This window comes from Streptomyces sp. NPDC002403 (assembly GCF_053593015.1).
The window spans coordinates 120,722-139,682 of record NZ_JBSFBQ010000015.1; the positions used below are offsets into that span (position 1 = coordinate 120,722).

Consider the following 18,961-nt stretch of genomic DNA (forward strand, 5'->3'; position numbering starts at 1 on the left):
CAAGCGGGACACGGCTCCCGCGCCGTGATCGGGTGGGAGGGTGCAGACCGACAAGCCCCTCCTGCCCGACGGCGCGCGCCGTGCCGCCGCCTGGTGCTGCGTGGTCCTCCTCGTCACCGGGGTCGCCGCGGTCGCCGTCTGGCTGTGCATCGTCTTCAAGACGGCGGTCACTCCCGTGCTGCTCGCGCTGCTCGGTACGGCGCTGCTCGGTCCCGTCCACCGCCGGCTGACCGCCCGCGGGCTGAAGCGCTCGCTCGCCGCGGGGCTCACCTGTGTGCTGCTCGTCGCGGTGGTCGGCGGCGCCGGGTACATCGTCGTCACCGCGCTCGTCGACACCGGCGACCAGATCGTCCGGTCGCTGAAGGACACCGCGCAGTGGATCGTCGACCACTTCGGGATCGGCAAGAACACCAGCGTGGACGATCTGGTGGCCAACGCCCAGAAGCTCGTCGAGAAGTTCGGCGCGAGCGCCGCGGGCGGGCTGCTCTCCGGGCTCAGCCTGATCGGCTCGCTCATCGCCACCAGCGTCCTCGCCCTGCTGCTGACCTTCTTCTTCCTGCGCGACTCCGACCGGGCCGCGCAGCTCGCCCACTCGATCGCCCCGCGCGGGACCGGGGAGCTGGTCGAGGCCATGGGGCGGCGGGCCTTCGAGGCCGTCGAGGGCTTCATGCGGGGCACCACGTTCATCGCGCTGATCGACGCCGTCTGCATCACCGTCGGGCTGCTGATCCTGCGCGTTCCCGGTGCGGTGGGGCTGGGTGCGCTGGTCTTCGTCGGCGCCTACATCCCGTACCTCGGGGCCTTCATCTCGGGCGCCGTCGCGGTGCTGGTCGCGCTCGCCGACCGGGGGTTCGTGATCGCGCTCTGGGCGCTGGGGGTGGTGCTCGCCGTGCAGGTGCTGGAGGGCCATGTGCTGCAGCCGCTGATCCAGAGCCGAACGGTGCAGATGCACCCCGCCATGATCATGATCGCGATCACGGCGGGCGCCAGTGTGGCCGGGCTGCTGGGCATGCTGCTCGCGGTCCCGCTCTGCGCGGCGGCCTTCGGTGTGCTCGGCGAACTGCGCGGCGACCGCCCGGGGCCGCCGTCCGGGGACGAGCCGCCGGGCGCCGCGTCCGGGGCCTGAGGGCCGGTTCAGGCCGCGGGGACGCCTTCCGTTCCGGCCTCGGCCCGCTCCGGCCCCCGCGCCCCCTCGGACTCCTCCGGCCCCTTCGTCCCCGACTCGTTCAGCTCGAACCAGATCGACTTGCCCGCGCCCCGCGGATCCACTCCCCACGCGTCGGCGAGCATCTCCATCAGCACCAGGCCCCGGCCGCTGGAGGCCATCTCCCCGGGGCGGCGCTTGTGCGGCAGCTCGTCGCTGCCGTCCGACACCTCCACGCGCAGCAGCCGCTCGCCCTGCTCCCCCGTCGCCTGGGCGAGCATCAGCGCGTCCCCGTCCGTGTGGACGAGGACGTTGGTGGCCATCTCGGAGATCATCAGCACCGCCGCGTCGACCTGCTCCGGATCCGCCCAGTCGTGCAGCAGGTCCCGCAGCTGCTGCCGGGCCGAGGCGATCCGTTCCGGCTGGGCCTGCGCGATGGTCAGCGCGATGCGCCTGGTCGCCGGCCGGCGACCGGTCCCTCCGTCGCACCGGAGCAGGAGCAGTGCGATGTCGTCCTCCCGGCGGTCCGCCAGTGGCCCGGTCGTGTAGTGCGACGTCGGCCCGTGCACGGCCTGGACGAGGGCGTCGGCGAGCTTCTCCAGGTCGGTGGTGTGCTGTTCCAGGACGGGCCGCAGCCGGTCCCAGCCGGAGAACATGTCGTGGCCGCCGGTCTCGATCAGCCCGTCCGTGCAGAGCATGATCGTTTCTCCGGGTTCCAGGGTGAGCCGGCTCGTCGGATAGTCGGCGTCCTCCTCGACGCCGAGCGGCAGTCCGCCCTCGGTCTGGCGGATCATCGCGGTCCCGTCGGCGGTGGTCACCACGGGGTCGGGGTGGCCGGCCCGTGCGATGTCCAGAGTGCCGCTCTCCGGGTCGACTTCCGCGTACAGGCAGGTGGCGAAGCGCGGTCCGGTCGCCTCCCCGTCCTCGTACGCGTCCGTCAGCCCGGAGAGGAAGCGCGAGGCGCGCGAGAGCACCGCGTCCGGGCGGTGCCCCTCGGAGGCGTACGCGCGCAGGGCGATCCGCAGCTGTCCCATCAGCCCGGCGGCCCGCACGTCGTGGCCCTGGACGTCGCCGATGATCAGGGCGATGCGGCCGTTGGGGAGCGGGATCATGTCGTACCAGTCGCCGCCGACCTGGAGTCCGCCGCCGGTCGGGATGTAGCGGGCGGCGACCGTCATCCCGGGGATGTCGGGGCCGAGCGTCGGCATCATCGAGCGCTGGAGCCCCAGCGACAGTTCCCGTTCGGTCTCGGCGACCCCGGCCCGGGTCAGTGCCTGCGCGAGCATCCGCGCCACGGTCGTCAGTACGGACCGCTCGTCCGGTGAGAACGACACCGGGTGCTTGAAGCCCGCCATCCAGGCGCCCATGGTGTGCCCCGCGACGATCAGCGGCAGGAAGGCCCAGGACTCGCGCCCGAAACCGCTGGCGAGCGGCCAGGTGACCGGGTAGCGGCGGCTGTAGTCGTCGGGCGACGGCAGATAGATCGCCCGCCCCGTCCGCACCACCTCGGCGGCCGGGTAGTCGGTCTCCAGCGGCATGTCGGTGAACGGGTCCTCGTCGCCCACGCTGTGCCCGTGGTGCCCGATGACCGTCAGCCGCTCGCCCGAGACGCCGAAGACCGCCAGGCCGTCCGGCGAGAAGCCCGGCATGGAGAGCGAGGCGGCGACCCGCAGCACCTCCGTGGTCGACCTGGCCTCGGCCAGCGCCCGGCCCGCGTCCAGCAGGAAGGCCTCGCGGGAGCGGCGCCAGTCCCCGGTGATGGGGGTGTGCGCCCCGGTGGTGCCGGGCTGCGGCTCGGCGACCTCCTGGAGGGTGCCGACCAGTATGTAGTTCGCGCGGTCCGCCGCGTCGGCCGGGAGCGGCTTGGAACGGCTGCGCACGATGCGCAGCACCCGGCCGCTCCCGTCCACGATCCGCAGCCGGGCCTCGGCGAGGGTGCCCTCGGCGCGTGCGAGGTTCACCACCCCGTAGATCTCGTTCCAGTCGACGGGGTGGAAACGGGAACGCACCGCGGACTCGCGGAAGACACCGGCCGCGGCGGGCAGCTCCAGCAGCCGGGCCGCCTCCGCGTCGAGCGTGACGGTCCCGGCTGTGTTGTCCCAGCGCCACAGACCGGTCGCGGTCGCGGCCAGGACGTCCTCGGTGCGCATTGCCCTACTTTAAGAAGATCTGCTCCGTGGACGCCACCGAGGGGTGGCCTCACCGGCCCCCGGATGATCTTGAAATGTCAATGTCAATGATTCGGTGCGGGTGCGGGCGGTAGCCTGGGGAGGCTGAATCCACCCCGAACCGCGAAGACTGGATGAACGACGATGCATCGGTACAGGTCCCACACCTGCGGCGAGCTCCGCGCCTCTGACGTCGGCACCGACGTCCGGCTGAGCGGCTGGCTGCACAATCGCCGAGACCTGGGCGGCATCCTCTTCATCGATCTGCGCGACCACTACGGTCTGGTGCAGCTCGTCGCCCGCCCGGGCACCCCCGGCAACGAGGCGCTGGCGAAGCTCACCAAGGAGACCGTCGTACGGATCGACGGCAAGGTCTCCGCGCGCGGCGCCGACAACGTGAACCCGGAGCTCCCGACCGGCGAGATCGAGATCGAGGTCACCGAGGTCGAGGTGCTGGGCGAGGCCGCCCCGCTGCCCTTCACGATCAACGCCGAGGACGGGGTCAACGAGGAGCGGCGCCTGGAGTACCGCTTCCTCGACCTGCGCCGCGAGCGCATGCACCGCAACATCATGCTGCGCTCGGCGGTCATCGCCGCCATCCGCGCCAAGATGGTGGCCCTCGGCTTCAACGAGATGGCGACCCCGATCCTCACCGCGACCTCCCCCGAGGGCGCCCGTGACTTCGTCGTCCCGTCCCGTCTGAACCCGGGCAAGTTCTACGCCCTGCCGCAGGCCCCGCAGCAGTTCAAGCAGCTGCTGATGATCTCCGGTTTCGACCGCTACTTCCAGATCGCGCCGTGCTTCCGCGACGAGGACGCCCGCGCGGACCGTTCGCCCGGCGAGTTCTACCAGCTCGACGTCGAGATGTCGTTCGTCGAGCAGGAGGACGTCTTCCGGCCGATCGAGAAGCTGATGACCGAGCTCTTCGAGGAGTTCGGCAACGGCCGCCACGTCACCTCGCCGTTCCCGCGCATCCCGTTCCGCGAGTCGATGCTGAAGTACGGCAACGACAAGCCCGACCTGCGCGCCAAGCTGGAACTGGTTGACATCTCCGACGTCTTCGCTGACTCGGAGTTCAAGGCGTTCGCCGGCAAGCACGTCCGCGCCCTCCCGGTCCCGGACACCGCCGGTCAGTCCCGGAAGTTCTTCGACGGCCTCGGTGACTACGCCGTCCAGCACGGCGCCAAGGGCCTGGCCTGGGTCCGCGTCGGCGAGGACGGCACCCTGGCGGGTCCGATCGCCAAGTTCCTCACCGAGGCGGACGTCAAGACCCTCACCGAGCGTCTCGCCCTCGTCCCCGGCCACGCCGTCTTCTTCGGCGCGGGCGAGTTCGACGAGGTCTCCAAGATCATGTCCGCCGTCCGTGTCGAGGCCGCCAAGCGCGCCGGCCACTTCGAGGAGGGCGTCTTCCGGTTCTGCTGGGTCGTCGACTTCCCGATGTACGAGAAGGACGAGGACACCGGAAAGATCGACTTCTCCCACAACCCCTTCTCGATGCCCCAGGGCGGCCTGAAGGACCTGGAGGAGAAGGACCCGCTGGACATCCTCGCCTGGCAGTACGACATCGTCTGCAACGGCATCGAGCTGTCCTCCGGCGCCATCCGCAACCACGAGCCCGAGCTGATGCTCAAGGCCTTCGAGATCGCCGGTTACGACCGCGAGACCGTCGAGCACGAGTTCGCGGGCATGCTCCGCGCCTTCCGCCTCGGCGCCCCGCCGCACGGCGGCATCGCCCCGGGAGTCGACCGCATCGTGATGCTGCTGGCCGACGAGCCCAACATCCGCGAGACCATCGCCTTCCCGCTCAACGGCAATGCCCAGGACCTGATGATGGGCGCCCCGACGGAGCTGGACGAGACCCGTCTGCGCGAGCTGAACATCCAGCTCCGCAAGCCGGTGGCGACGGCGAAGGAGAAGGCGGACGCCAGGGACTCCGTGGCGAGGGACACCGGCGCGAAGTAGGACCGACCGGCCTTCGGGGCGGCCGGAGCGTCACCGGTTCCGCCCCGGTTCCACGTGAAACATCCCCCGGCCGACCTCGGCCGGGGGATGTTTCATGTCCGGGCCCTCTCACGTCGCGTTCAGGGCCACCGTCGGATGGAGACGGGAGGCGCGGATCGCCGGGTAGAGGCCCGCGACCACGCCGATCAGGAGCGTGGCGGCCAGCCCGCCCGCCAGGGACCAGGGCGGGACCACCGCCGTCCACCCCTGGAACCACGCGAATCCGTACGTCGTCGCCGCGCCCAGCAGCGCGCCCGTCGCCCCGCCCAGCGCCGACAGCAGCAGCGACTCGGTCAGGAACTGGAGCCGGATCGCTCCCCGGGTCGCGCCCAGCGAGCGGCGCAGGCCGATCTCCTGGCGGCGCTCCAAAACGGAGATGACCATGGTGTTGGCGACGCCCACCCCGCCGACCAGGAGGGCCACCGCGCCCAGGCCGAGCATCAGGGTCGTCAGGCCCTCGTCGGTGGCGGCCTTGGCGGCCAGCGCGTCCGAGGGCCGGGAGACCTTGATGCCCATCTCGTCGCCGGGGCTGATGGTGCGGGCCAGGATCGCCCGTACGTCCGCCACCGAGGCGTCCGTGGAGCGCTCGAAGACGGTGGTGGGGTGGCCGTCGAAGCCGAAGTAGCGTTCGGCGGCGGGGAATCCGACCATGGCCACCCGGTCCAGGTTGGGGACCAGTTCGAGCGGTCGGAGGATGCCGACGACGGCCACGCGGGTGTTGTTCATCATGATCGTCTCGCCGGTGCGGGTGACGCCGAGGCGCTGTGCGGCCACCGCGCCGAGCACCGTCGTCGGAAGCCGTTCGCCGGCCGGGGTCAGCCAGGTGCCCCTGTCGACCTCGCCGCCGAGCGCGGAGAGCAGGTCGGCGCGGACCGCCTGGGCGGTGACGCCCGCGGTGCGCTCCTCGGGGACCACGTCGCTGCGCCGGATGCGGGCGTCGATGTCGGCGCTGGCCGTGGCGTGCCGTACCGGGCCGATGCGCTCGACCATCGCGACCGCGTTCCTGGGCAGCTTGATCTCGTTCCCCATGGCGTCCTTGCCCGCCTCGGCGGTGAGCAGATTGGTGCCGAGGCGGTCGAGACGGGCCATCAGGTCCGCGCGGCTCGACTCGGACAGCCCGACGACCGCGACCACGGTCGCGATGCCGATGGCGATGCCGAGCGCCGAGAGCACCACACGCGCACGCCGCGCGCGCAGGCCGACCGAGCCGACGCGCAGGACGTCGCGGGGGGAGAGGCGGGCGGGCCTGAGATCGTTCTTCATGAACCGGCCTTCTGCGTCCGTGGGCCGAGGGGCGCGCCGGAGCGCGTGTCCGAGACGATCTCGCCGTCCCTGAAGCGGACCCGGCGCGGCAGCGAGTCCGCGATCTCGTTGTCGTGGGTGATCACGCAGACGGTGGTGCCGGCCGCGTTCAGCTCGTGCAGCAGCTCCATGACGATCCCGCCGGACGTGGTGTCCAGTGCCCCGGTCGGCTCGTCGGCCAGCAGCAGCCGGGGCCTGCCCACCAGGGCGCGGGCGATGGCCACGCGCTGCTTCTCGCCGCCGGACAGCTCGTTCGGCGTGTGCGAACCGCGGTGCTCCAGCCGCACCCCGGCGAGCGCCTCCCGCGCACGGGCACGCCGTTCCCTGGGCGGGACGCCCGCGTACAGCAGTCCGTCGGCGACGTTGTCCACCGCGTCGCGCCCGGCCGCCAGGTGGAAGTGCTGGAAGACGAAGCCGATGTGGCGGGCGCGCAGTGCGGAGAGCCGGGAGTCGGAGAGCTCGGACACGTCGTAGCCGGCGATCCGGACGGTGCCGGTGGTGGGCCTGTCGAGGGTGCCCATGATGTTGAGCATCGTGGACTTTCCGGAGCCGGACGGGCCGACGACGGCGAGGAGTTCGCCCTCCTCGACGGTGAGGCTCACCGAGCGCAGGGCGTGGACGCCGCCGGGGTACGACTTGCCGGCGTCCCGCAGTTCGATGACCGGGGCCGTGGTCATGACTTCGCCACTCCGACCTTCAGGCCCTCGCGCACATCCGGTCCGGAGACCTCGATCTGCCCGTCGGCGGTCATGCCCGTCTCCACCCGCACCATCCTCGACGTGGCGCCCTCGACGACCTGGAGGCCGTAGCCGCCGTCCTCGCCGCGCAGCGCGACGACCGCCTCGACGGGGACCGCGAGGACCCCCTTGCGCGCCTCGCTGACGAACTTCACGCTCGCCGGTGCCCGGGTGTCCTCGCCGGAAGCGGCGCCCGCCCCGCCGTCCAGGACGACCTCGACGGTGATGCCGTCCTGGGCGGCCGCCTCGCCCCCGGCGGCGGACGCCTCGGGGCGCACCGTCCCGGCGACGTGCCCGGCGACGCTCTTCCCGCTCGGCAGGGTGACCTCGACCTTGGTGCCCCGTGAGGTGAGCGCGCCGTCGCTCTGGTCGAGCTGTGCCCGTACGACGGGTCTGGTGGAGGCGACCGTCAGGACCGGCCCGTCCGGGCCGACCTGGTCGGCGAGCGCAGCGTCGGCGGAGACCACCTTGACCGGGCCGGGCTGGAAGACGACGTCGCCCTTGCCGACCCTGCCGGTGGGCTCGCGGTTGAGGGACTTCTGCCACTGCTTCACGGCGGCCGCGGTGTCCTCGTCGTACCGGACGTCGACGTAGAGCCGCGATCCGTACCCCAGGTCGCGCAGATTGCGCTCCAGCTGCAGCACGTCGCTGCCCCGGTCGCCGGGCTTCATCTCGCGGAACATCGGGACCGGCCCGTAGAGGAGGGTGACGGGCTTGTCGTTCAGCTCGTACAGCGCCTGCCCCATGGTCAGCGTCTTCCCTTCGGGAGCGGCGACCGTGACGGTGCCCTCGACGGCGGACTTGACGGCGCGGCGCTGCGCGAAGTCGAGCCTGCCGTCGACCGTCCTGGACTGCACGAGGTCGGTGCGTACGACGGCCGCGGTGGCGGGCGGCAGGTCGCCGCCCTTGCCCGAGGCGCCCGCGTCGCCGTCGCCGCCGAGGAACAGGACGCCCCCGGCGACGGCGGCGGCGACGGTCACCGCGCCGAGCGCGAGGAGTGCGGCGCGGTGCTTCACTGCATGCCGTCCAGACCGTCGAGCAGCTTCGACCTGCACGCCTCGCGGGCCTTCTTGTACGTCGGCGAGTTCGAGTCGATGACCGGGGACGCCGGGTTCGGGTCGCCGCCCGGCTGGGCGTTGCCGCCGCTCATGGTCGGGTTGGTGAACCGGGAGACGCCGTTGTCCCGCATGCACTTGGCGTGCGCGAGCATCGACTCGTAGGCCTTCTGCTCGTCGCGCTCGGGCTCGGCCGACATGGCCGCCTGCAGCTCGGCCACGCAGGCACCGTTCCGGCCGCCCTTGATGCCCTCGTTGCGGCCCGGCTGGGAGCCGATCTCGTTGACCTTGTCCCAGTCGAGGTAGCCGCTGAGCGTGGGGTCGGGGAAGTCCTTGTAGCCGCCCTTGACGCGCATGCACTGGACGTACTTCATCTGGGCGTCGTAGAAGGCGCTCTTGGCCGCGGGCGGGGCGCTCGGTTCGCTCGCGTCCTTCGTGGCGCCGGCCGTCGGTGTCCGCGGCACGTCGGCGATCGCGTCGTCCTTCTTCGTGCCGCCCGTGCCGTCGTCCCCGCCGCCGCAGCCGACGGAGAGGGCGAGCACGGGCAGGGCCACGAGGGCGGCCATGCGCAGCCCGGTGGTGGGTCGGTTCGTGCGGTGTTTCGTCCTGAGGAAGGTCATGCGCCGCACGCTCGCCGCCACAGATGATGGCCCGTCCATGGCCGCATGATGGGAACGTAACAATGCCCCCGCCTGCGCGTCCGCCCCCGTGCACAGCCGACGGGAACGGTCCGGACATGCCCATAATCGGCCCCATGCCGCATGTGTTGCTCATCGAGGACGACGCGTCCGTACGGGACGGGATGGAGCTCGTGCTGCGCCGGCACGGGTACGGCGTGGACACCGCCGCCACCGGCGAGCAGGCCCTCGCCCTGCTGGCCGGGGAGCGGGGTGCCCGGGTCGAGCTGGCCGTGCTGGACCTGATGCTGCCCGGCATGGACGGCTTCGAGGTGTGCCGCCGCATCCGTGCCCGCTCGGCGACCCTGCCGGTCATCATGCTGACCGCGCGCGGCGACGACCAGGACATCGTGACCGGCCTGGAGGCGGGCGCCGACGACTACGTCGTCAAGCCCGTCACCGCCCCCGTCCTGGAGGCCCGCATCCGGGCCGCGCTGCGGCGCGCGGAACCGTCCGCGGCGGCGCAGGGGGCCGGCGCCGACCTCGCCGGGCTGGTGATCGACCGTGCCGGGCTGACCGTCACCAAGCACGGCACCCCGATTCCGCTGCCGCCCACCGAGCTGCGGCTGCTGCTGGAGCTCTCGGCCTCCCCCTGCCAGGTCTTCAGCCGCGAACAGCTCCTGGAATCCGTCTGGGACCACACCTTCCTGGGCGACTCCCGGCTGGTGGACGCGGCAGTCGGCCGGCTGCGCGCCAAGCTGGAGGACATACCGTCCAAGCCCCGCTACGTCCAGACGGTGCGGGGCTTCGGCTACCGCTTCGGGCCGCTGTGAACCGTACGGATCGCGCCGGGCGCCCCGCCGCCCCGAGGAGACGCTCGCTGCGCCTCGTCGGCGGGCTGCGCACCCGGCTCGTCGTCACCTTCGTCGTCGTCGCCCTCATCAGCGCGGTGACCGCGACCGCCCTCGCCTACCGGGACGCCCGCACCGCCGTCCTCCAGCGCACCCAGAACGCGGCCGTGAACGACCTCCGGGAGCGGGTCGGCGCGGTGGCCGCCGACTTCGACCTGCCGCCCGACCAGCGCTCGCTGTCCCGGTTCGCGGCGAAGGTGTCCGAGGGCATCGGCGGGAACATCGTGGTCGCCCGCTACCAGGACCTGTCCGCCGTCTCCGACTCGTTCGCCGACACCACGTCCCGGATCACCGTCGAGCTGCGCACCGCCGTCATGACCGGCGGCGACGCCGAGTTCCAGCGGGTGCGGTGGCGGGGCGAGCCCTATCTGGTCGTCGGCATGCCCGTGACGTACGCCGACGGGGACCGCAGCGCCTCCGGGCTGGAGGTCTACGCGATCTCCGACCTGCGGGCCGAGCGCGACGACACGGCCGCGCTGCTGGACTCCGTACGGACGGGCATCGTGCCGGTGGTGCTGCTGGCCGCCGTCCTCGCGCTGCTGGCCGCGGGGACGGTCCTGCGGCCGGTACGGAAGCTGGGCCGGGCCACCCGCGAGCTGGCGGCCGGGGACCTCGGCAGCCGGGTCGCCGTCACCGGGCACGACGAACTCGCCGACCTGGCGCGGACGTTCAACGAGACCGCCGACGCGCTCCAGGAGTCCGACGCGGATCTGCGCGAGCAGGAGGCGAAGGCGCGCCGCTTCGTGGCGGACGTGTCGCACGAACTGCGCACGCCCCTCGCCGCGATGACGATGGTCGCGACGGTGCTGGAGGAGGACGCCGACCAGCTGCCGCCGGACGCGGCGCGGGCGGCCCGTACCGTCGGCGCGGAGACGGCCCGGCTGTCCCGGCTGGTCGAGGACCTGATGGAGATCTCCCGCTTCGACGCCGGGGCGGCCCGGCTGAACGCGGCGGAGACCGATCTCGCCGACACCGTACGGGCGTCCCTGGCGCTGCGCGGCTGGACCGACCGGGTCCGGACAGAGCTCGACGAGGGGGTACGGGCGGTGGTCGACCGGCGCCGGATCGACGTGATCGTCGCGAACCTGGTGGGCAACGCGCTGCGGCACGGCGCCCCGCCGGTCACCGTGACCCTCACGACGGCCCCGGCCGCGGACGGCGAACGGGTGGTGCTGTCCGTCGCCGACCACGGCCCGGGGCTGCCGCCGGAGGCGGGGGAGCGGGTCTTCGACCGGTTCTACAAGGCGGACACGGCCCGCACGCGCGGCGCGGCCGACGACAGCGGACAGGGCAGCGGCCTGGGCATGGCGATCGCGTGGGAGAACGCCCGCCTGCACGGCGGCACGATCGACGCGGCGGACGGGCCGGATCGCGGCGCGGTGTTCACCCTGCGGCTGCCCCTGCGACGTACGGGAGAGGACACGGAGTGATGAAGCGCCGACAGGGCATCGCGGTCGCCGTACTGGGCGCCGCCCTCGCGGGCTGCGGGGTCCAGCCGACCGGGGTGATAGGCGCGGGCGAGCCCGCGTCCGGGCTGACGCGCGGCATGCGGCTGTACTACGCGTCGGCCGGCGGGCTGCGCGCGGTACCGCTGATCGACCAGGAGGTCGACGACCTCAACGACGTGGTGAAGCTGCTCGGCGCGAGGACGCCGCCCGCCGATCAGGGCGGGCTCACCTCCCTCGTCCACCTCGGCGGCTACTCGGCGACCGGCTCGGGCACCCGGGTCACGGTGCGGCTGGAGGGCCTCTACGGGGAGTCGGGACGCGACCAGGCCACCGGTCAGCTGGTGTGCACCCTGGCGCGCGCCCAGTCCGTACTCGAACCGAAGGTCAGGACCGACGACGTCGAGGTCACCCTGCGCCCGTCCGAGGGACCCGCGATGGGCCCCTACCGGTGCGCGGAGTTCCTCGACGGGTGAGCGGTCACCGGCACCGGCACCGGTTCCTGACCGGTACTCAGAACCTCGTTCCCCGCGGAGCGGGAGGGCCCGGAACCTACATGCACGAGACGGTTCCGGGCCGCTTCGGCGCGCGTGTCCGGAGGCCGGTACAGCCGTATGGCCCCCGTACGGATTCGCGCTCGCGCGACGCGGCGTTAACTGGGGTCGGCGGCAAGAGGCGTGACGGGGAGCTCGCCCGTGCTGCCGTCACCCCACCACCGCTGAGGAGTTCCTGTGTCCGTTTCCCGCCCGTCGGCCCCCCGGCGTCCCCCGTACGCCCTCCCTGTCGGTGCCTGTGCCGCCGCGCTGCTGCTGCTCACCGGGTGCGGCGAAACCTCCGGGAACGCCGCCCACAAGGACCCCGCCGCCCGGGCGGGCGCCACGGCCACCGCCGGTGTCGCGGGCCCGCCCGCCGAACGGGCACGGAGACCGGCCGCCCCGGCGCCGCAGGCGCCGGTCGTCCGGCCGCGCGAGATCCCCGCGCTCGGGCCGAGGACCCGGGCCGAGATCCCGGCCTCCTCCAAACAGGTCTTCGTCGTCACCGGCGACGGCTACGACTCCAGCCGGTCCACCGCGGTCCTCTACGCCCGCGACAACCCGGCCCTGGGCTGGCTGCCCGTCACGAGCCGCTGGCCGGCCCACAACGCGCTGAACGGCTGGACCGACGAGCACTGGGAGGGCGACCTCCGCTCCCCGGTCGGGGTCTACGGGCTGTCCTACGCGGGCGGGCTGTTCGAGCCCCCCGAGACGGCCTTCCCCTATGACCGGAACCCGGCGTTCGTGGTGAGCGGCGAGGGCTTCGACGGGGAGCCGCTCGAAGGGTCCTTCGACTATGTCGTCGCCATCGACTACAACCGGACCCCCGGGGTCACCCCCCTCGACCACGAACGCCCGCTCGGCCAGGAACGCGGCGGCGGCATCTGGATCCACGTCGACCACGGCGGCCCGACCCAGGGCTGCATCTCACTCCCCCTGGACCGGATGCGGGAACTCCTGAGCACCCTCGACCCGGCGAAGAACCCGGTCGTGGTGATGGGCGACGCGGAGGCACTGGAGCGGTGAACGGGATACGGGCCGGGAGGCGGGCCCGTACGCTGGAGGCAGCCCGTTTCCGTTCCAGGAGGCAGTGATGACCGTGACTGACGAGGGTGTGCTGACACAGGAGGTCTTCGAGGACCTTGCCCGTCACGCCATACGCGCCGAGGAAGCACTGCGTCTGGAGTTCGTGAACGGGAAAATGGGGGTCAAGGCTGTGCCGGACGGGGATCACGGGCGAATCATCGAGTGGCTCACCCGGCAGTGCATGCAGGCTGATCCCGGCCGCTGGCTCTACGCCGAACAGGGGCTGCGCATCGAGACGTACCGCAGGGGGAACGCCCGGCCCGATGGGGCGCTCGCTCGCAGTGGGACCTTCGTCGGCCAAGGCGAATGGGCCAGCGCCGACGGAGTCCTGATGGTCGTCGAGGTCACCTCGTACGACGAGGACACCGACCGCCGGGACCGGGTCGAGAAGCCGCGCGCGTATGCCGAGACCGGGATCCCCGTCTATCTGCTCATCGACCGCGACACCTGCGAGGTCAAGGTGCACTCGCAGCCCGACGGTGTGCGGTACGAGCAGGTGGTGACGGTTCCGTTCGGGAAGAACGTCGAACTGCCCGACCCGGTGGGTATCGAACTGGACACCGAGCCGCTGAAGAACTGGGTCCGCTGACCGGGGGGCGGAGCACATACGGCAGCACGGCGAAGGGCGGGACCGGCACGCGGTCCCGCCCTTCGCCACATGTGTGTGAGACCCGCCTACGCGGGCTTCTCCTCCAGGCGCGGGAACAGCACCGCGCCCTTCGTCACCGTCGCGCCCGCCGGGAGCCGGCCCCAGTTGCCCGCGTCCTGGACGCGCTGGTCGGCCAGGGCGCCCAGGGACTCCTCGGCGCCCAGGGACTCCCACAGCTTCTGCGAGGTCTCCGGCATCACGGCGTTGAGCAGGACCGCGACACCGCGCAGCGACTCGGCGGCCGTGTAGAGGATCGTCGCGAGGCGGGCCTGGTCCTCGGGGGAGCCCGCTGCGTCAGCAGTACCGGAGAATGCGGTCTTGGCGACCTTCCAGGGCTCCTGCTCCGTGATGTAGCCGTTGACCTGCTTCACGAAGTCGAAGATCGCCAGGATGCCGGCCTGGAAGTCCAGCTCCTCGCCGATCTTCTCGTCGGCCGCGGCGACGGCCTTCGCCAGACCGTCCTGGATCGCCTGCTCGGCCTCACCCGACGCGGTGGCCTCCGGGAGCGTCCCGCCGAAGTACTTGCCGACCATGGCCGCGACGCGCGAGGCGAGGTTGCCGTAGTCGTTGGCGAGCTCGGAGGTGTAGCGGGCCGAGAAGTCCTCCCAGGAGAACGAGCCGTCGCTGCCGAACGCGATGGCGCGCAGGAAGTACCAGCGGTACGCGTCCACGCCGAAGTGCGAGGTCAGGTCCTGCGGCTTGATGCCCGTCAGGTTCGACTTCGACATCTTCTCGCCGCCGACCATCAGCCAGCCGTTGGCCGCGATCCGGCCCGGCAGCGGCAGACCCTGCGCCATCAGCATCGCGGGCCAGATCACCGCGTGGAAGCGGAGGATGTCCTTGCCCACCAGGTGCACGTTCGCGGGGAAGGTCCCGTCGAACTTCTCCTGGTTGGCGCCGTAGCCGACCGCCGTGGCGTAGTTCAGCAGGGCGTCGACCCACACGTAGATGACGTGCTTCTCGTCCCACGGCACCGGGACGCCCCAGTCGAAGGTCGAGCGGGAGATGGAGAGGTCCTGGAGGCCCTGCTTGACGAAGTTCACGACCTCGTTGCGGGCGGACTCGGGCTGGATGAAGCCCGGGTTGTTCGCGTAGAACTCCATCAGCTTCGGGCCGTAGGCGCTCAGCTTGAAGAAGTAGTTCTCCTCCTTGAGGATCTCCACCGGCTTCTTGTGGATCGGGCACAGCTTGACGCCGTCCTCGCCCTCCACGAGGTCGCCGGGGAGCTTGTACTCCTCGCAGCCCACGCAGTACGGGCCCTCGTAGCCGCCCTTGTAGATCTCGCCCTTGTCGTACAGGTCCTGCACGAACTCCTGCACCCGGTCGGTGTGCCGCTTCTCCGTCGTACGGATGAAGTCGTCGTTCGCGATGTTCAGGTGCTCCCAGAGGGGCTTCCATGCCTCCTCGACGAGCTTGTCGCACCATTCCTGGGGCGTGACGTCGTTCGCCTCGGCAGTGCGCATGATCTTCTGACCGTGCTCGTCCGTGCCGGTGAGGTACCACACCTTCTCGCCGCGCTGGCGGTGCCAGCGCGTGAGCACGTCGCCTGCGACGGTCGTGTAGGCGTGGCCCAGGTGAGGAGCGTCGTTGACGTAGTAGATGGGGGTCGATACGTAGAAACTCTTCACGCCGTCGCCCCCTTGCTTCTCGGATCCAGTGGCCGCCATGGTCGAAATCCTAACGGCCTGCGGGAGATCAACTCACACCGATAAACCCCGCCACGGCCGTGGAGACCTTTGCGAAACATCCCTTCCCGTAACAAAGACGCATCCTGGGAGGGAGTGGACACGCGTGTACGAGGCAGGGGACATCACGATGCGGGTACTGGTCGCCGAGGACGAGGAAATCCTGGCGGAGCTGGTCGCCACCGGGCTGCGGCGGGCCGGGTTCGCCGTCGACACGGTGTACAGCGGTGACGCCGCCCTCGCCTACCTGGGGCTGCACGACTACGACGTCGTCGTCCTCGACCGCGACCTGCCGCGGGTGCACGGCGACGACGTGGCGCGCGGCCTCGTCGCCTCCGGTTCCCGGACCAGGATCCTGATGCTCACCGCCGCCGGTTCCATGGAGGACCGGGTCGCCGGACTCGACCTCGGCGCCGACGACTACCTGGGCAAACCCTTCGAGTTCCCCGAGCTGGTGTCGCGGGTACGGGCGCTGCGGCGGCGCAGCGCCCGCCCCGTGCCGCCGCAGCTGGAACGGCACGGCATCCGGCTCGACACCGTACGGCGCACCGCCGCGCGGGACGGGCGGGAGCTGGACCTCTCGCCGAAGGAGTTCACCGTGCTCCAGCTGCTGCTGGAGGCCGACGGCGGGACCGTCAGCGCCGAGGAGCTGCTGGAGCGGGCCTGGGACGCCAACGCCGATCCCTTCACCGGCGCCGTCCGCGTCTGCATGAGCAAGCTCCGCGGGAAGCTCGGCGAACCGGCGCTGATCCGTACGGTGCAGGGCGTGGGGTACGCCCTGTGAGGCGCTTCGCGCAGGTGCCGCACTCCAGGATCCGGACTCGGATCGCGCTCGTGTACGGCGGAGTGTTCCTGATCCTCGGCACGGCGCTGCTCGCCACCGTCAACCTCGCCTCCCGCGCCGGTACGGACTCCCAGGCGCGCGACATCGCCCGCACGGCCGCGGTCGTCCAGCCCGGTTACGCGGTGAACGGTCCGCTGGTCACCCGGCGCAGTCTCGGCCCGCCCACCGTCTACGACCTCACCGACCACGTCAGCGACGCGGCCGGGCACCAGCTGCTCATCTGGTCCGCGGCCTCGCTGCTCGTCATGACGGCCTGCGCGGTCGGCGTGGGCTGGTGGACCGCGGGGCGGGTGCTGCGCCCCGTCCACGCCATGACCGCGAAGGCGCGCCGCCTCTCCGAGCACAATCTGCACGAGCGGATCGCGTCCAGCGGGCCGGACGACGAGCTGAAGGAGCTGGGCGACACGCTCGACGCGCTGCTGGCCCGGCTGGAGAAGGCCTTCGACAGTCAGCGGCGGTTCATCGCCAACGCCTCCCACGAGCTGCGGACCCCGCTGGCCACCCAGCGGGCCGCGATCCAGATCGGTCTGGACGACCCGTCCCCGGAGGATCTCGTACGGACCCGGCAGACGCTCCTGGACAACAACCGGCGCAGCGAGCGGCTCATCGAGGGGCTGCTGGTCCTGGCCCGCAGCGAGCGCGGGCTCGCCGAGGGCGAGCGGGAGACGGTGGACCTCGCGCAGGTGGTGGCGGAGGAGACGGCCCGGCACCCGGGCGTGCGGGCCGACACCCACTTCTGCAGGGTGCGGGGGAACCGGATGCTGCTCGCGCAGCTGGTGGCGAATCTGCTGGCCAACGCGGTCACGTACAACGTGCCGGGCGGGACGGTGGACGTGGCGCTGGTGACGGCCGGCGGCGGGGCGCTGCTGGAGGTGCGCAATACCGGGCCCGTGGTGGACGCGGCGGACATCCCCGGGCTGTTCGAGCCGTTCCGGCGGGGTGAGGGCAAGGACCGGATGGGGCGGGGGTCGGGGCTCGGCCTCTCGATCGTGCGCTCCATCGCCGTCGCGCACGGCGGTACGGTCACGGCGGTGCCGGGCCCGGGGGGCGGGCTCGCCGTGACCGTACGTCTGCCGGTGGATCAGGCGCCGGCCGCGGTGTCGCGGGCCGCGATCCACGCGGGGAGCGCGGCGAGGACCTCGCGGTAGAACGCGGTGTCCGCGACCTCGCGGGGCGCGGGGCCCGCGTGGAAGAACCCGGCGTTCGGGGCGTCCAGCTTGCGCAGGAAGTCGAAGCCCTTGGCGTCCTCGTCGCCGAACGCGACGAACTGGAAGAACAGCGGCAGCCGCGCCGCGTCGGCCAGCGCCTGCTTGGCGGCCTGCTTGGCGTCCGGCGGGCCGTCCGTCTGGAAGACCACCAGGGCGGGGCCGGTCGCCTCCGACTTCTCGTAGTGCGCGACGACCTCTTCGACGGCGCGCTGGTAGTTCGTACGGCCGAGGCGGCCGAGGCCCGCGTTCAGCTCGTCGATCCGGCCCTCGTGGTCGGCGAGGCCGACCGTGCCGGTGCCGTCGATGTCCGTCGAGAAGAAGACGACGGGGACGGTCGCGTTCTCGTCCAGGTGCGCGGCGAGCGCGACGGTGCGGTCGCCCAGGTGCTGGGCGCTGCCGTCCTTGTAGAACGGCCGCATGGAGCCGGAGCGGTCGAGGACCAGGTACACGGTGGCCCGCAGCCCGGTCAGCCCGTGGGCCTTCAGCCCGGCCTGCGCGGCCTTGTACGCGTCGACGAGCCCGGGAGCACGCGACTTGACCCGGGCGAGGGTGACGGCGGGCTTGGGCGTGGAGGCGGGTGCGGGAGTGGAGGCGGATGCCGGGGCCGGGGCCGGGGTCGCTTCGGGGGTGGGCTCGGGCTCGGGTTCCGCCTGCGCCTCGGGCTCGGCGGACTGTGCGGCCTCGGGCTCGGCGGGGGCTTCGGGCTCGGCCTTGACCGGCTCGCCCTCGGGCTCGGCCTTGACCGGCTCGGGCTCGGCTTCGACCTCGACCTCGATCTTGACCGGCTTCGGTTCGGCTTCGACTTCGACCTCGACCTCGATCTTGACCGGCTCCGGTTCGGCTTCGGCCTTGACCGGCTCGGCTTCGGCTTCGGCCTCGGCCTCGGCAGGCTCCGGCTCTGCGGCTACGGACTCGGCCTTCGCCTCGGCGACGGCCGGCTCCGCCTCGGCGGGCGTCTCCACGACCTCCGCCTCCGCAGCCTCCACGACCTCTGCCTTCGGCTCCTCTGCCTTCGGCTCCTCTGCCTTCGGCTCCTCCGGCTCCTCCGGCTCCGCCGTCGCCTCTGCCTCTGCCTTCGGCTTCGGCTCCGGCTCCGGCTTCGTCGACTCCGGCTTCGGGGCCGAACCCTGCGACGGAACCGTGGGGATGGACGGCTTGTCGAAGGCGGCCGCCACCAGGTCCGAGGCCAGACCGCTGTCGTCGGCGGAACGGGGAGAGGCGGGGGCCGGGACCGTGGCCTTCGTGGCCGGGGCGGTTTCGAGCACCGGGGCCGGCTCGTCCGCCGTCTCCGTCGCCTTGACCGACTCCGGCTCCGACTCCGCGGGCGCGGTGCGCTCGGTCTGGGGCGGGACCGTGGCCGTCGGCGTGTCCTGCTCCGCGCGGTCACGGCCGAACACCTTGCGCAGCAAGCTCCGAATGCCCATGGGCGAGGCCTTTCGCGTGAGTTGGGTGCGAGAAATGTCCGACCTGCGGGAATTGATCCCTGGCCAGGGCGGATACGTAAGGTTAGCGGCCGGATCCGGCCCTTCGGTGGCGCGGCCCGCCCGTGTGGGAACTGAGCCGGAACCGATCCCTG

General features: G+C 72.0%; 16 protein-coding genes. 9 read left to right on the top strand and 7 right to left on the bottom strand.

Translation table 11 applies throughout. From position 1 onward, the window contains the following. Window positions 1-40 precede the first annotated feature (40 nt). Window positions 41-1,126 carry an AI-2E family transporter gene (locus ACWCPY_RS18920; protein ID WP_451266290.1) on the top strand — a complete coding sequence of 362 codons (1,086 nt, stop codon included), beginning with the start codon at window positions 41-43 and terminating at the stop codon, window positions 1,124-1,126. Between the two features lie 8 nt (window positions 1,127-1,134). Here ACWCPY_RS18920 and ACWCPY_RS18925 read toward each other — a convergent pair whose 3' ends face one another. Next, entirely contained in the window at window positions 1,135-3,294 is a 2,160-nt protein-coding gene (locus ACWCPY_RS18925; protein WP_451266292.1) for an ATP-binding SpoIIE family protein phosphatase, read from the bottom strand. A gap of 162 nt (window positions 3,295-3,456) precedes the next feature. Here ACWCPY_RS18925 and aspS point away from each other — a divergent pair, with 162 nt between their 5' ends. Next, window positions 3,457-5,274, top strand: coding sequence for an aspartate--tRNA ligase (gene aspS / locus ACWCPY_RS18930; protein WP_451266294.1), 1,818 nt, complete (start codon window positions 3,457-3,459; stop codon window positions 5,272-5,274). A gap of 108 nt (window positions 5,275-5,382) precedes the next feature. Here the strand turns inward: aspS and ACWCPY_RS18935 are convergent, their stop codons facing one another. Genes ACWCPY_RS18935 through ACWCPY_RS18950 form a run of 4 tightly spaced genes read right to left on the bottom strand, consistent with a single transcriptional unit; the run spans window position 5,383 to window position 9,027 of the window. After that, window positions 5,383-6,576: an ABC transporter permease gene (locus ACWCPY_RS18935; RefSeq protein WP_451266296.1), complete on the bottom strand. Its 1,194-nt coding sequence runs from the start codon at window positions 6,574-6,576 to the stop codon at window positions 5,383-5,385. Further along, window positions 6,573-7,292 (bottom strand): ABC transporter ATP-binding protein, encoded by a 720-nt coding sequence (locus ACWCPY_RS18940; protein ID WP_451266298.1) that lies wholly within the window; start codon window positions 7,290-7,292, stop codon window positions 6,573-6,575. Before ACWCPY_RS18940 ends, ACWCPY_RS18935 begins: the two co-directional genes overlap by 4 nt. Beyond that, a complete protein-coding gene (locus ACWCPY_RS18945; protein ID WP_451266300.1) occupies window positions 7,289-8,368 on the bottom strand; it encodes a peptidoglycan-binding protein in 1,080 nt (359 codons plus the stop codon). Before ACWCPY_RS18945 ends, ACWCPY_RS18940 begins: the two co-directional genes overlap by 4 nt. Further along, on the bottom strand, window positions 8,365-9,027 hold the full coding sequence (locus ACWCPY_RS18950; protein ID WP_451266302.1) for a hypothetical protein: 663 nt from the start codon (window positions 9,025-9,027) through the stop codon (window positions 8,365-8,367). The genes ACWCPY_RS18945 and ACWCPY_RS18950 overlap by 4 nt, the downstream gene beginning before the upstream one ends. 134 nt (window positions 9,028-9,161) lie before the next feature. Here ACWCPY_RS18950 and ACWCPY_RS18955 point away from each other — a divergent pair, with 134 nt between their 5' ends. From ACWCPY_RS18955 to ACWCPY_RS18975, 5 genes are all read left to right on the top strand, one after another. Next, a complete protein-coding gene (locus ACWCPY_RS18955) occupies window positions 9,162-9,857 on the top strand; it encodes a response regulator (RefSeq protein ID WP_451266304.1) in 696 nt (231 codons plus the stop codon). Next, window positions 9,854-11,365: an ATP-binding protein gene (locus tag ACWCPY_RS18960; RefSeq protein ID WP_451266306.1), complete on the top strand. Its 1,512-nt coding sequence runs from the start codon at window positions 9,854-9,856 to the stop codon at window positions 11,363-11,365. The genes ACWCPY_RS18955 and ACWCPY_RS18960 overlap by 4 nt, the downstream gene beginning before the upstream one ends. Beyond that, complete coding sequence (locus ACWCPY_RS18965; protein ID WP_451266308.1) at window positions 11,365-11,856, top strand: GerMN domain-containing protein; 492 nt, start codon at window positions 11,365-11,367, stop codon at window positions 11,854-11,856. Before ACWCPY_RS18960 ends, ACWCPY_RS18965 begins: the two co-directional genes overlap by 1 nt. A 255-nt stretch (window positions 11,857-12,111) precedes the next feature. Beyond that, a complete protein-coding gene (locus ACWCPY_RS18970; protein ID WP_451266310.1) occupies window positions 12,112-12,939 on the top strand; it encodes a L,D-transpeptidase family protein in 828 nt (275 codons plus the stop codon). A 67-nt stretch (window positions 12,940-13,006) separates the two neighbouring features. After that, window positions 13,007-13,588: a Uma2 family endonuclease gene (locus ACWCPY_RS18975; RefSeq protein WP_451266312.1), complete on the top strand. Its 582-nt coding sequence runs from the start codon at window positions 13,007-13,009 to the stop codon at window positions 13,586-13,588. 86 nt (window positions 13,589-13,674) lie between these two features. Here ACWCPY_RS18975 and metG read toward each other — a convergent pair whose 3' ends face one another. After that, on the bottom strand, window positions 13,675-15,315 hold the full coding sequence (gene metG / locus ACWCPY_RS18980; protein ID WP_451266314.1) for a methionine--tRNA ligase: 1,641 nt from the start codon (window positions 15,313-15,315) through the stop codon (window positions 13,675-13,677). A gap of 148 nt (window positions 15,316-15,463) precedes the next feature. On the opposite strand from metG, the gene ACWCPY_RS18985 reads away from it, so the two are divergent. Beyond that, the gene (locus ACWCPY_RS18985; RefSeq protein ID WP_329820461.1) at window positions 15,464-16,117 is read left to right on the top strand and encodes a response regulator transcription factor; all 654 of its coding nucleotides are present in this window, start codon (window positions 15,464-15,466) and stop codon (window positions 16,115-16,117) included. Beyond that, complete coding sequence (locus tag ACWCPY_RS18990; RefSeq protein ID WP_451266316.1) at window positions 16,114-17,325, top strand: sensor histidine kinase; 1,212 nt, start codon at window positions 16,114-16,116, stop codon at window positions 17,323-17,325. Before ACWCPY_RS18985 ends, ACWCPY_RS18990 begins: the two co-directional genes overlap by 4 nt. Here the strand turns inward: ACWCPY_RS18990 and ACWCPY_RS18995 are convergent. Next, window positions 17,259-18,809 carry a VWA domain-containing protein gene (locus ACWCPY_RS18995; protein ID WP_451266318.1) on the bottom strand — a complete coding sequence of 517 codons (1,551 nt, stop codon included), beginning with the start codon at window positions 18,807-18,809 and terminating at the stop codon, window positions 17,259-17,261. The two genes, ACWCPY_RS18990 and ACWCPY_RS18995, sit on opposite strands and share 67 nt — an antisense overlap. Between the last annotated feature and the right edge of the window lie 152 nt (window positions 18,810-18,961).